The organism is Cupriavidus sp. GW822-FHT02D05 (genome assembly GCF_058802485.1).
Window position 1 is genome coordinate 134,187 of record NZ_JBXAOE010000020.1, and the last position, 13,317, is coordinate 147,503.

A 13,317-nucleotide genomic window follows, 5' to 3' on the forward strand; every position below is an offset into this window, starting at 1 on the left:
GCGCTCTTGCGCAAGCGGCCCGTGGCGCCAATCGTCTACGCGGGGCAATGCGCGGACCTGCTGGCCCGCGGATACACCGCCGGTCTGCCTGCTAACCCACTGCGCTGACCTTGCTGCGCTGACGGTATTCCGTTGGGGAAATCGACATGCGCTTGCGGAAAATCTTGGCTAGCCGGTCGCCATTGCCCATGCCGCAGCGCCGCGCCACCTTGTCGACAGGCAGCTCCGTCTCGGCCAGGAAACTGCACGCGGTATCCAGGCGGGCGTGCAGCAGGTAGTCGGACGGTGTCACGCCCATTTCCAGCTTGAAGCGGCGCAGGAAGTTGCGCTCGCTCATGGCCGCCACCTGCGCGGCATCGGATACCGAGATGGATTGCTCGCAGTGCTCATGCAGCCAGCGCGCGGCCGCGCGGATCTTGTCGCCCGCGCTGGTCGCGCCGGTATCCGCGAGCCTGGGCATCAGGCGGGCGGTCCAGGCGGGCATCACCCGGGTACCGACCGCGCGCGCCACGTCCAGGCCAAGATCGCGCTTGATCAGCGTCAGCGCACCCCTGACAAGTTCGTACTGCTCGCCGGACTCGTCCGAGGCGTGCAGCCCGAACACGGGATGGCGATGCTCGTCCTCGTGCGGCTTGAGCACGCCGGCCGCCGCCAGCACGGCACGGCCTTCGGCGATGGGCCGCACCGTGGGCGTGCGGGGGGAGACAACGCGCAGCCAGCGCAGCAGCCGCTCGTCCGCCGCGGCGGCATGAGCGCCCGCGCCACCGGCGATGAAGAGCACATCGAAACCGATGAACTGGCGTGGATCGAGTCCGTCGGTCCAGACCCGTACGGACGCGGAGCAGGCGACGCTGCCTCCGTCGACGGAAAGCAGGCGCACGTCATAAGCGGATTCTTTGGCAGGATCGGACGCCGAGCATTCATTGGCGGTCTGGAATAGTTCAGCCACCAAACCCGCACCCAATAATGAAAAACCATCGAACAGCAGAATTCCGACGCGCCGCACGGCGCACTTTGAACGGTTAGTTGAGGTATGAAGCCAACTAACCGTTGCGGGCTCAAGTTGGGCGTACGGCATGATTTTCCCCCAAAGAATTGTTGATCCGTTCTTGCGCGAATTTATTGGTGCTGCAATGCATCGTAGCGATCCCGAATCCGAGAAATGTGTCCGTGTCGGAAAGTAGCGAGATGTTGGCGGAATGCGTCCGCCCGCTCCAAAATTTCGTGCAAGACGTTGTAAATACAGCCTTTTCGGGTTGCGACCTCGCCTCAAATCGCTTGTCCCAGCGCGCTGTTCTGCAACTAGTTCCTACTTTAAGCAGAATGATGCATCGCAGCAAATCCTGCACCGATCCGTGCGTTGCCTACCGAACACAAGGGTCGCAAAAGGTGCATGAGAGCGGGAATCCGACATTAATTCCACGATTTCTGGCGGATCCGCATCCACACCAGATAACATAAAAATCATTTCTAAACATTAAAAATTATGACAAATTAATTAATGCATCGGATCAGCAACGAGGATATATCGCACGATGGCCATCCCGGATTTTCTCTGTCGCGACTTAGATTAATGAAATAATTGCATCTGCCCGGGGCGCAACATGGCTTCGCCGTCACAACACAGACGGCTTGCTTGACCTGGGGGACTGAAAGATGGAGCGCGCGAGCGCCGGCGCGCCGGGTACCTGGCCCGGCACAGCCGGTGACTTACACCGTTGAAGCAAGCGTGCCGGACTAGTCTGTTGGCGCCGCGGTGCGCAACACCGCACGTAGCGCCCGGCCCCGTGCATGCGCAGATATGGGGCAGCAGGCCAACGTCATCCCGGCCAGCGCGCGCGCATGATGTGCAGCACCTCCGCCAGCGCGAAGCCGGCTTCCGCACCTCGCCACTGCGCCAGCGCCGTGACGCCTTCGATGCTGACCAGGTGCCCGGCACCCTCATGCATTTGCGAGCGGTGCCTGCGCAACGCCTCCACCTTGCGCGACCACGTGGCGCTCACATCGATATAGAGCGAGCCACCCAAGGGATTGACGATGCCGCCACCGCCCCAGCACGTGGCCGGATATTCGTAGGCCGCCACCAGGCGGGAGGCATGCTTGGCGGGGTTCAGGCGCGTGGCGGCAACGCCGGCTTCCCAGCAATAGCGGTGATCCTGGTGCGAAGACGACAGCGGAATCAGCACCTCGTCCGGCTCGAAGCGGTTCTGCAGCGCGTCCAGCATGCCGACCATCTGCGCGCGCGGGAAGCTGTCGAGCACGCCGTCGAGTCCCCTGGTGAGGACCTCGGTTGTCTGTACACCAAGCACGGCCATCGATTCGGAGAATTCGTCCATTCGTTCTTGTTCGGTCACCTCGCGGCCAAGGCAGAGCGACCGGCTCCTTCCTACCGTTGCCAGGGCCACCATCACTTCGCCGCCGGCATCGATGACCCGGGCCAGGTAGGCGCCCACGCCCAGTTCCGCGTCGTCCGCGTGCGGGCTCAGCACCAGTACACGTTTGCGTTCCATATCTCCTCCTGCTCTTATCCCGTGATGCCAGGCGCCCGAGGGCAGCCGTCACGCCATGCTGATCAGCCTGCGCGCCAGCGCGCGGTACTGGTCGGCCGTGTCCTTGAGCGTCAAGCCATCGAGCGAGCGCGCAACCCGTGGCTGCGCCAGCGCCACGGTCAGCGCCGCGCCATAGGCGGCGGCGTCGCCGGTGTCCAGCAGTTGCACGCCGGCGAAGTCGCGTGCGAATGCAAAAGCGGGGATGCCGCTCGCCACGACCGGCATGCCCGTGGCCAATGCTTCGAGAAAGGCAATGCTGTGCGCCTCCGACGCGGACGGCATGGCAAACACGGCTGCGCCCGCCAGCAGCTCCGGGATATTGGTCTGCGGCCCGTTGACCCGCACCTTGCCGGCCAGGCCCAGTTCTTCCACCAGGGCGCAGACCTTGACGTAGTAATCGGGATCCTCGATCACGCCATACATCTCCAGCCGCGCGTTCGGCACGCTCTTGAGCGCCTCGCGAAACGCCAGCACGGTATGCAGCTGGTTCTTGATCGCCGCATAGCGGCCCACCTGGATGACGAGCCGCGACGCCGCCTCGCGCTGGCCCGCGGGCCGCACAAAGAAGCGCCGGGTGTCCACGCCATTGGGAATCACCGCCATCAACGGGTGCGTGCCCACCGAGTTGATGTAATCGCGCAGATTCCCCTGCGACACCCCGATCACCGCGCGGGCGCGCGCGGACAGCATCCGCTCGACGTAGCGGAACATGGTGCTCTCGAAATCGTTGGCGGCGGAGTGCATCACGTAGACCACCGGCACCCGCGACGGCAAGGCCCGCGCGTAGAAGGCCGGGATGGTGGCATGCGCGAAGATGATGTCCGGCTGGTAGTCGCGCAGCACGCCGCGCAGGTGCCAGAGCCGGCCCGGCAGGCGCTGGGGCTGGTCCGGAAACAGGCACAGCACGCCAGCCGCATCGAGCTGCGCGCGCAGCGCCGCGAAGTCATCCTGCTGCGGCATCAGGGCCGACACGCAGACCGTGTCGCCGTGGGCCTGCTGGTAGATGGCCAGGTCTTTCGCCAGCATCTCCGCGCCTGAAAGGCGCGGTGCCAGCACAAGATGGAGAATCCGCATCACACCCTCCTCATTTTCAGGATCTGGTAGAGCATCCATGCCGCCGCGACCGCCAGGCCCGCCGTCATCGACCAGGCAATGCCCTGCGCACCCCAGTAACGGGTGGCAGGCGGCACCGTGGCCAGCAATACGCAGACCTGGAGCACCGAGGCATGCGTGGCAGCCTTGGGAATGCCCACGGCGCGCAGGTAGGCGACCAGCACGGCAATCAGCCCGCCAATTGCCATGTTGATGGTGAAGATGCGGAACAACGGCACCGCGCCGAGCCAGGCCGGCCCCAGCACCAGCAGGAACAGCGGCTGCGCCACCAGCCGCAGCACCACCACCACGATCGCCAGCCCCAGGCCGCCGACCACCACGAAGCGGCGCAGCAGCACCGCATCGGAGCCATCCTGCTTGCGGAAACGAGCGGCAAAGGTGGGAAACAGGTACTGCGAGATCGCGATGCCCGCATCGGCGAGCAGCATCTGCGCGAACTTGGACGACATCTGGTAGGCGCCCAGCTGGGCCGGGCCGAGCAGCTTGCCAACGATGACCTTGTCGAACTGGTTGAGCAGCAGGTTGACCACGCTGCCCGCCCAGATCCAGCGGCTGAAACCCACGTAATGGCCGATGCCGGCCCACTTGAGGCGCAGAGGCGGCCGCGGGCGCATGCTCAGCCAGGTGAGCGCGGTCTTGACGGATTCGCCAGCGAGCAACCCGATCAGGATGGACATGGCGCCCGCGCCCGCGACGGCGCACGCCAGGCTGACGCCGCAGTCAGTGCCGGCGGCCGCCACCTCGATCCCGGCAATGTGCTGGAAGCCCCGGTCGCGCGTCACCACAAAATAGGCCGGCGAGGCCAGGCCGCGGATCAGCGGCAGGGCGGCGGCCAGCTGCAGCAGCAGCAAGGAGCCCGCGAGGTGGAACTGCGCCTCCAGCAGCGGCGCCAGCGCGACCAGCAGCAGTGCCACCCCCGCGCCCCGGCACGTCAGCGCGGTCCAGAGCGCACTGAGCTGGTCGGGGGTGGGCGTTTGCTTGTCCTGCACCACCGCCTGGGGCAAGCCGGTATCGCTGAGCGCCTCGGCAATCGCCACGGCCAGCAGCGCCACGGCGGCAATCCCGACCGCAGACGGGCCGAGGATGCGCCCGACCATGAGGAACTTGATGGCCACCAGCCCCCGCACCAGCACCTGCTGCCCCAGCACCCACGCGGCCGAACTGGCATGCAGGCCCGTCAACGGCAGGAAGAAGGCATTCCTCAGGGACCTGGCCATATTGCCTCACCATGGGTTGAGCGCCGAAGCCAGGCACCGGCGCGGCCAGCACGGGCATCCGTGCCGGCCCGGCCGGCGCCGCGCGCCAGCCATGAAGCACAACTTACCGTAGGCGCGGCAACAGGAATCGCCATCGCCTAGCGTTAATCCGTCACATGCGCGCGACGCCCGGGTGGGCTTGCGCAATCGGGCCCCGCCTTTATCCGCCAAGCCGGCCCGCAAATTGGCGGCCGGCGCAAAGACGGCGGTGTTAGTGTGGCAACATCCGCAACCCGCCGCACACCGGGCTCGCCCCACCGTGCCTGGAGACGCGATGTCCGAGCCGACCGCACTGATCATCGAGCACGATTTCACCGGCCACCGGTGGCGCTACGTCGAATGGGCGGTGCAGGCCTACACGGAAGCCGGCTACCACTGCCTGGTGGTCACCGACCCCGGCAACCAGGCGCATCCGCTCGCCCAGCGCATGCTGGCCGCGCAGGATCCCGCCGCCGGCATCGTCGCCAGTATCGTCTTTACGCAGCCACCGCCCGCGGTAGGCAGCGGCCTCGGCAAGCTCAGCTATGTGCGTTTCTGGCGCACTTTCCGCCATGCCTTCCAGGTCGCCGCCGGCCTGCGCGACATCTCGCTGGTGCTGGTGCCCTATGCCGACTACTTCCTCTACGTGCTCCCGCTGCTTGGCTCGCCATTCGCCAAGGTGCCATGGGTCGGCATTACGATGCGCGCAAACTTCCATCACAGCAAGGTGGGCGTGAAGTCCCCGCACCAGCCGCTGGTGAACGCGATCAAGACGTGGTTGTTCCGGCGCGCCGTCGAGTCCGGCGGCATGAAGACGCTGCTGTCGATCGACCCGACGTTGCCGCAGTGGTACCCACGCGGCAACGGCCGCACCGCCCTCGCCTACCTGGCCGATCCCTGCCCCGACGCGCTCCCGGCCGATCCCGCTGCCGCCAGGCTGCGGCTGGGGCTGGGCCAAGGCCCGGAAAGCCTGGGACGCGGCGCCGGCACCTGCCTGCTGGTGTACGGCGCGGTCACGGAACGCAAGGGCATTTGCGAGCTGGTCACGGCGCTGGCCGGCCACCCACGCGCGCCCACACTGGTGGTGGCCGGCCAGCAAGACCCGCAGACGCGCGCGTTCCTGCAGGCGGCCGCGCCCACGCTGTCGCCGCCGCCCGTGATCTTCGACCGCTTCATCACCAACGAGGAAGAGGCCGACCTGTTCTCCGCCTGCGACGCCGTCTGGCTCGGCTACAAGGGCCACTACGGCATGAGCGGCGTACTGGTGCAGGCCTACCGCTTTGGCAAGCCCGTGATCGCCACCACCGACGGCCTGATCGGCTGGTTCTGCCAGGGGCAGGAACTCGGGCCGGTGCTGGAAGACCTGTCCGGCCCCGCCATCCAGCGCGCGCTGGACCAGCTCTCCTGGCCCGTGGCGGCAGCCGCGCCGCCGGCCGCAGCCGCCAGGGCCCACCTGCTGGCCCGGCATACCTTGAGCGAATTCAAGCAGACCCTGCGCCGCGCGGCTGCCTGACGCTCGCTTCCGATACAAGCCGCACCCGTACGGGGTGCCGCTGCCCGCGCAGCCATGGCAACGCCATGGCCACGAATCCATATCACCCAGGGTCGACAGCACGCCGTGCGCAAACGCACCGGCAGGAGGCCCTTTGCATGCATCGCACCGCAGACGCGCGTTCCCACAGCCGCTTCGTCGAACTGGATTTCGTCAGGGGCCTTGCCATCATCGCCGTCATGGGCATTCACTTCCATACCGTCGACACCGGCAGCCGCCTGATCTGGCTGCTTGAATATCCCCTGAAGAATTTTGGGCGGGAAGCCGTCACGCTGTTCTTCACGCTCAGCGGATTCCTGGTAGGCGGGTTGCTGCTGCGGCAGTACGCGCAGACCGGCACCGTGGACACGTGGCGCTTCTTCATTCGCAGGATCTTCAAGATCTGGCCGGCCTACTACCTGCTGATCCTGGTCCACGCCCTGGCCGGCCATCATGCGCGCGGCACCTTCTTGCTGCAGAACGCGACGCATCTGCAAAACTATCTCGGCAGCTCCATCGCGCAGACCTGGAGCCTGGCGGTGGAAGAACACTTCTACCTGCTGCTGCCGATTGCACTGCTGCTGTGCGCGCGCTGGCGGCTGACGCCGGGACGGTTGCTATGGCTGCTGGCGACGGCGTGCGTGCTGGTCTTGCTGGCCCGCAGCGCGGCCGTCGCCGGCGGCGACCTCCGGGGCGCCTATGTGTACACGCAGTATCGCGTCGACAGCATGCTGTTTGGCGTGATGCTGGCAGTCCTGTACTGGCTGAAGCCCGGCCTCTACCACAAGCTGGCGGCACGGCGCGGCTGGCTGGCCGCCGCCGTGGCGGGACTGCTGGTATGGCTGTTGTTCTGCCAGGCCGATATCGTGGTCGAGGAGAGCATCGGCTTCACCATCCAGTCCATCGGCTTCATCGCCCTGATCGTGCTGGTGCTGGAGCATTCAGGCCGCCTGCGCGACAGCGTCGCGTACCGGGCCATCGCCTGGATAGGCGTGTATTCCTATGGCATCTATCTGTGGCATACGGTGGCGCGCACGCCCGGCGCCCTGATCATTCATGAGGCTTTGGCACACGGGCTGCCCCCGGCGATGGTCTGGGTGCTGGCGCTCGTCATGCAGTTCGCCATTGCGATCGCGGTGGGCTACCTGACCACCCGTGCCGTTGAACTGCCTTTCCTGCGGTTGCGCGACGCGCTCTTTCCGGCGGGCACGCGCGGCAACGCCGACATGCTTGGCAAGGGCAAGATCGGCGCCTGACCTCGCGGCCATGCCGCGTTGCGCGCCCAGCGTAGTGCGGAGCCGCCAAAACGCCCCTTGCGAAAGGCCAATCGCGCCAAATTGCCGGCCAGCCGCGTTTTCACGTTCGATAATTTTCCCGACAGGAACGTAATGAATGAATTCGCGTTCCTGCGAATGCAGGATGCAGGATGCAGCGCGCAATACGATGGATTCTTCCGCGCGGCGATGCCCAGCATTGCCGAGAGCGCCGCGGGGCCACCCAGTGAGAGGCGGAACATGGATACCGAAGCTTATGCCGATTGTCTCGATGTGGTCGGCGATCCACGCGGGGCTGGCCGTGACAGTAGCCGCGAGGCCAATCGTGAAAGCAGCCGCGAAGGCAACCGCGATGCAAGCCTCGCCAGCACACCGGGACATCGCGTCATCGACCTCACCCGCGCCGGCAAGGGCAACTACGTGCGCCGGCGCAGCCTGCTGGTCGAGGCGGCGTGGTTCCTGGTCGAAGCCGGCATCATCAACAATAAGCTGAATCCGTTCTCCGGGCTGCGCGTCGCCCTGCTGCGCCTGTTCGGTGCGCGTATCGGCCAGCACTGCCGGCTGGTTCACCCGCTGCGCGTCAAGTCGCCCTGGAACCTGGAAGTGGGCGATGGCTGCTGGTTCGGCGTGGATGTATGGATCTACAACCAGGCCAGCGTCCGCATCGGCTCCAACGTCTGCATCTCGCAAGGCAGCTTCCTGACGGCGGGCTCGCACGACCTGGACAGCAACATGGACTTGCATGTCGCGCCGATCGTGATCGAGGACGGTGTGTGGATCACGTCCAAGTGCGTCATCCAGAAAGGCATCACCATCGGCCGCTCGGCGGTGGTCACGCCGCTCTCGGTGGTGCATCACTCGCTCGAGGCCGAAGGCATCTACGGCGGCAATCCGTGCCGGTTCATCCGCAAGCGATTCGACCCGGCTGGCCACGCCGCCATCACAACCCCGTCCGGCACCCTATAAGGAGAACAGCATGGACTACCAGGCAAGCCGCGACGTCAATCCGACCAGCCGGTCCATCGAACTCGATTTCGTTCGCGGGCTGGCGATCATTGCCGTGATGGGAATGCACTTCCACACGGTCAGCACCGGCAGCCAGTGGGTCGCCCTGATCGAGTATCCGCTCAAGAACTTTGGACGCGAAGGGGTCAACCTGTTCTTTACCCTGAGTGGCTTCCTGGTCGGGGGGCTGTTGCTGCGCCAGTACGCGCAGAGCGGCAGCGTGGATGCGCGGCGCTTTATCATCCGCCGCATCTTCAAGATCTGGCCCGCCTACTACGCCCTGATCCTGTTCCATGTGCTGGCCGGCCGCCACCCGACCAGCACCTTCCTGTACCAGAATCTCACGCACATGCAGAACTACCTCGGCTCCTCCATTGCGCAGACCTGGAGCCTTGCCGTGGAAGAACACTTTTACCTGTTCCTGCCGGCGCTGGTGCTGCTGTTCGCCCGCCTGCGCGTGCGCGCCAACACCATCCTGTGGACCCTGGGCACCTTGTGCGTGGTGGTGCTGGCCGCGCGCTGCGCCGCGCTCGCCAGTGGCGAGCTGGAAGCAGCCTCCGCCTACACGCAATATCGCATCGACAGCCTGCTCGTCGGCGTCATGCTGGCCACGGTCTATTGGATGAAACCGGAACTGTACCGCCGCATCGCCGGGCAAAAGCTGCTGCTGCTGGCCGTGGTGGCAGGCACGGTCGTCTGGCTGGTATTCCTGCAGCGCAACCTGGTGCTCGAGGAGAGCATCGGCTACACCATCCAGGCCATCGGCTTTGCCGCGCTGATCGTGCTGGTGCTCGAATACTCCGGGGCGATACGCGGCGCCAGGCTATACCGCGCGGTGGCGTGGATCGGCGTGTATTCCTACGGCATCTATCTGTGGCACTCCGTGGCGCTGGCCCCGGGCGACGTGTTTATTCGCAAGGCAAGCACGTTCGGCATCCCCGTCATGGTGGCCTGGGGACTCGCCCTTGCGCTGCAGTTTGCCGTTGCGATCATCGCCGGCTATGCCGCCACGCGCGCGATCGAGTTCCCCTTCCTGCGCATTCGCGATGCGCTGTTCCCGGCGCGCCGCCGCGGCACGCCTGCCGCACAGCCGGCCGAGCAGCACGCCGCGTGAGCTGACCCGACGCCGTCCCCGCGGGCGTAAGCCACGTGCCGCGCGGGACTCGAGTTACCGACTGCCAACACCCCAGGCCATGGCCTTGCCCCGGGGGAGGAAGGACAGCAACCGAGCGGCAACTGAGGAATCAAGGTGAATCACAGTGGCTAGATATACACAGTCCTTCAAGGAACGCGCCGTTGCGCGGATGCTGCCTCCCGAGAACGCCAGTGTTGCGCAGGTGTCCGCCGAGATGGGGATATCGCCGGCGGCGCTGGAGCGCTGGCGCGCGGTGGCCCTCGCCCCACCCCTGGCTAACCCGCCCGGCGCCGGCGAAGCGCGCCTGGATGCCGTGCTTGCCACCGGCGCCATGGGCGAGTTGCAGAAGACCGCCTGGTGCCGCGAGAATGCGATCGACCCGACCGAGCTGGAATGCTGGCGGCAAAGCGCCGCGGCGGCGCTGGCGGACAACCGCGGGATTGGCGCGGTGCGCAGGCGGCATGAGCAGGATCAGAAGCGGATTCGGGAGTTGGAGAGGGAGTTGAGGCGCAAGGAGCAGGCGTTGGCCGAAACCGCGACGTTGCTGGTGCTGACCAAGAATGTGACTTCGCTGTTTGCCGCGCCTGAGGATAAGTGATTGCGGTGAATGCGGGCCGCTGGCGCGGGTCCGCGACAGCAGCTAGCTCCCCCAAGCCCCCCAGCCACGATCACCTGCGCCGACGGCCGGATGCCCTGGCAAGAGCGGCCTCCCATGCCTCCTACCTCCCCACATACCCCTCCGGCGCCGTCACATTCCCCTGCGCCACGGAAGCATTGGTGGATATCACATAAACCGGCGTCTCCGTCAGAGCCAGTGCAACCTGTCCATTCGCGTAGGCCACGGACGCCGCATTCCCCATCATGTCGACCACCGTCACCTGCCCGCTGGACCCGGGCGCATCCACCTGCAGGCTATAGGCAACGTTATACGTCGCGCTGAACCCCGTAGCCGCGCTCCAGTTGGCATTGTTGTGCGCCCACAATGCCGTCACCACGCTGCCATTGTTGAGCCGCTGGAATGCATAGCCATAGACGCCGAACGGCAGCCCATTGAGCGGCCCCAGCGTATTGGTGCCGTCGATGAGCCGGGTCATCGCCGCGACTGCCAGCGCGGCGGGCTTCGGGCTGATCTTGGCGGGGCCGTAGGTGCCTTGCGGATTGACCAGGTCGAAGAACAAGCCGTAGCCGGCAGCGTCGGTGGGGATGTCCGTGGCGTAGAACATATAAGTCACGTCCGCGCCCTCTCCTAGCAGGATCAGGTGCGTGCGGGCGACCACTGCGCCATGTGCGTACAGGACGTTCTGCGTCGGGTAGTTCGGGCCATAAGCGGTGCCAAGGTCGTAGCTGATGCCAGTCTCGGTGACGAACAGCCGCGCGCCGCGCTTGAGCAGGGTCGCGACGGCATGGCGCAATTCGCGCATGGCGGCCGGCAGCGCGTTGGCGGCGTTGGAGGGATCGCTGTTGCCGACCAGGCGCTCTGGCGGATGCGAGGGCGAAGTGCCTACGTCGTAGTAGCCGTGCGCCGTCACGCCGTCGAGATACTGGGCAAAACCCAGCGGCGCCAGCCGGTTCAGCCAGACGGTGTTCTCGCGCACCATGGCGTTGGTGGTGCCCATGATCACCGCGCTCGGGTCGGTGCTGTGGACGCCCTGGAAGGTGGCCTTGTACATCGCGGTGAAGTTGGCATCGGTATCCAGCCACGGCAGGCCGCCGTTATAGTCGGGTTCCCAGGTGACCTGATAGTAGTTGGCCGATTGCGCGGGGAAATACCGGGTCCGCACCGTGTTCGACTCTTGCCCCACCCGGGTCATGTAGTCCTGGTAAGCGGGCAAGGATTGCGGCGCGTAGCTGTGGGTGGCCACGCCGGTGGGACTCGCCCAGGCGGGAATGCCGTCGAGCTGGATCAGCCGCATCAGGTCGCCGGGCTTGAAGTACGAGGCGAGGTGGTCCACCGCGGGATTGAACGTATTGGGGCCGTTGGGTTCTTCCACGTACCAGTTGCGGTTGTCATTGGCCCACGACAGGCCCAGCGCGGGATAGAGCGGACGATAGCCGTCGCCATCGCAGCAGCCTTGCCCGGGCAGCAGGTAGGCCGCGCCTTGCCCGCCGAAGCGGTGCAGGTCCTGGCTGGCGTAGCTGACCGCTGGGAGCACCGAAGAAACGTCGGGGAGTACACCGAAGGTCGCAATACCGCTGGGCCGGGTGCCGCGTGCGAGCAGCGAGCCTGCGCCGGAGGCCAGGCTTGCCGACCCGGCGAAGTAGCCTGACAGCGTGGACGTGCAGTTCAGCGTCGACACGATCGCACCGGCGGCGACCGGAAACTGGCCGCTGGCGCGCACCTTGTTCCAGGTGTCGGAGATCTGCCAGTTCACCGTATCCGCGCTGCCGGCGCGGGTGGTCACGCTCACCTGGAAGGTACTGCCCGAGGCGAACATCCGCGTGCCGTCGCCGCCCGGGGTATCCATCTCGATAGCATCGCCGCCGCCCGCCGCGGCGACGCTGCCGGCAGGCGCGGTGCAACTGAGCGTGCCGCTGCCCGTCGGCGTCACTGGCGTGGTCGGGGTGGTGGGTGTCGTGGGCGTGGTGGGCGTGGTGGGCGTGGTGGTACCGGTGTCCTCGTACGAACACGTCTTGCCGAAGCCGGGTGCGGGATCGCCGAACACGCCGTTGTTGCAGGCCACGCCATTGGTGAAGGTCAGGGTGACGTATTGCGTAGCGGTCCCGTAGCGGACCTGGCGTGTGCCGGTAAAGCTGCAGAAGCCGTTTTCCGAGCTGCAGGCAACCCAGGTGCTGGTGGCGGGGGGCGTCGTCGAGCCGCTCGTGCCGGAGTCGTACCAGCAACTCTTGGCAAACCCGGATGCGGGGTCGCCGAACACGCCGTTGTCGCAACTGGTGCCGCCGGTGAAGGTCTTGATGACGTACTGCGTATCGGTGCCGTACTTGACCTGGTGGGTGCCGGTGAAGGCGCAGGTCTGGTATTCCGAGGCGCACAGCGTCCAGGTGACGTCCGCTGGCTGCAGGGTTGCCGCGGGGGTTGCGCTGGTAGCGTCGCCGCTGCGGTCGCCGCCGCAACCCGCGATGGCAAACAACAGCAGCAACAGGATGCCGGCGCGCTGCAAGGCAACACGTATCCAAGGGCTCCCCGCAGCCGGGGCCGGGTTCGGGCTGGTAAGCGTCGACATGGCTTCCCCATCGTTTGGCCTGCGTCGGGTCAACGCGGGCGCAACAGTAACGCAGTAACGCAGTAACGCAGGGACCCCGTAGGCCCCCGAATGAATGGAAAACTGGCGGGCGCTGGACGCGCCTTGCTCGTGCAGCCTCTGGCCGAGGCGTTTTCTTCGCGATGCCCCTGGCGCGGCCAGCCAGAGCAAGGCCGCAACGCAAGGCATGTGAGACGCGCGGCCTGCAAGACCTGCCGCGGCGGGGTTGAGTGAGCCCTCCGGCGTAGCTGGCAGGGTCCGGGCCGAACGAAGCC

The 13,317-nt window shown here is 66.2% G+C and carries 10 protein-coding genes; 5 read left to right on the forward strand and 5 right to left on the reverse strand.

Features of this window, described 5'->3' with window-relative positions; all coding sequences use genetic code 11:
* Positions 1-91: 91 nt before the first annotated feature.
* The 4 genes from AC1RQK_RS25650 to AC1RQK_RS25665 form a co-directional block, all read right to left on the reverse strand.
* Positions 92-1,078, reverse strand: a complete 987-nt coding sequence (locus AC1RQK_RS25650) for a GlxA family transcriptional regulator (RefSeq protein ID WP_416050815.1) — start codon at positions 1,076-1,078, stop codon at positions 92-94.
* Between the two features lie 742 nt (positions 1,079-1,820).
* The gene (locus AC1RQK_RS25655; RefSeq protein WP_492371816.1) at positions 1,821-2,510 is read right to left on the reverse strand and encodes a PIG-L deacetylase family protein; all 690 of its coding nucleotides are present in this window, start codon (positions 2,508-2,510) and stop codon (positions 1,821-1,823) included.
* A gap of 48 nt (positions 2,511-2,558) precedes the next feature.
* Positions 2,559-3,623, reverse strand: coding sequence for a glycosyltransferase family 4 protein (locus AC1RQK_RS25660; protein ID WP_492387219.1), 1,065 nt, complete (start codon positions 3,621-3,623; stop codon positions 2,559-2,561).
* Positions 3,623-4,879 (reverse strand): oligosaccharide flippase family protein, encoded by a 1,257-nt coding sequence (locus AC1RQK_RS25665; protein WP_492371818.1) that lies wholly within the window; start codon positions 4,877-4,879, stop codon positions 3,623-3,625. Before AC1RQK_RS25665 ends, AC1RQK_RS25660 begins: the two co-directional genes overlap by 1 nt.
* A 313-nt stretch (positions 4,880-5,192) precedes the next feature.
* Between AC1RQK_RS25665 and AC1RQK_RS25670 the strand changes: the two genes are divergently transcribed.
* The 5 genes from AC1RQK_RS25670 (at position 5,193) to AC1RQK_RS25690 (ending at position 10,440) form a co-directional block, all read left to right on the forward strand.
* Positions 5,193-6,410: a glycosyltransferase gene (locus AC1RQK_RS25670; protein WP_492811802.1), complete on the forward strand. Its 1,218-nt coding sequence runs from the start codon at positions 5,193-5,195 to the stop codon at positions 6,408-6,410.
* Between the two features lie 137 nt (positions 6,411-6,547).
* Positions 6,548-7,684, forward strand: coding sequence for an acyltransferase family protein (locus AC1RQK_RS25675; RefSeq protein WP_492811803.1), 1,137 nt, complete (start codon positions 6,548-6,550; stop codon positions 7,682-7,684).
* Between the two features lie 258 nt (positions 7,685-7,942).
* Complete coding sequence (locus AC1RQK_RS25680; protein WP_492371821.1) at positions 7,943-8,668, forward strand: DapH/DapD/GlmU-related protein; 726 nt, start codon at positions 7,943-7,945, stop codon at positions 8,666-8,668.
* A gap of 10 nt (positions 8,669-8,678) precedes the next feature.
* Positions 8,679-9,821: an acyltransferase family protein gene (locus AC1RQK_RS25685; RefSeq protein WP_492811804.1), complete on the forward strand. Its 1,143-nt coding sequence runs from the start codon at positions 8,679-8,681 to the stop codon at positions 9,819-9,821.
* Between the two features lie 145 nt (positions 9,822-9,966).
* Positions 9,967-10,440 (forward strand): transposase, encoded by a 474-nt coding sequence (locus tag AC1RQK_RS25690; RefSeq protein WP_492371823.1) that lies wholly within the window; start codon positions 9,967-9,969, stop codon positions 10,438-10,440.
* A 121-nt stretch (positions 10,441-10,561) separates the two neighbouring features.
* Here the strand turns inward: AC1RQK_RS25690 and AC1RQK_RS25695 are convergent, their stop codons facing one another.
* The gene (locus AC1RQK_RS25695; protein ID WP_492811805.1) at positions 10,562-13,024 is read right to left on the reverse strand and encodes a hypothetical protein; all 2,463 of its coding nucleotides are present in this window, start codon (positions 13,022-13,024) and stop codon (positions 10,562-10,564) included.
* Positions 13,025-13,317: the final 293 nt, after the last annotated feature.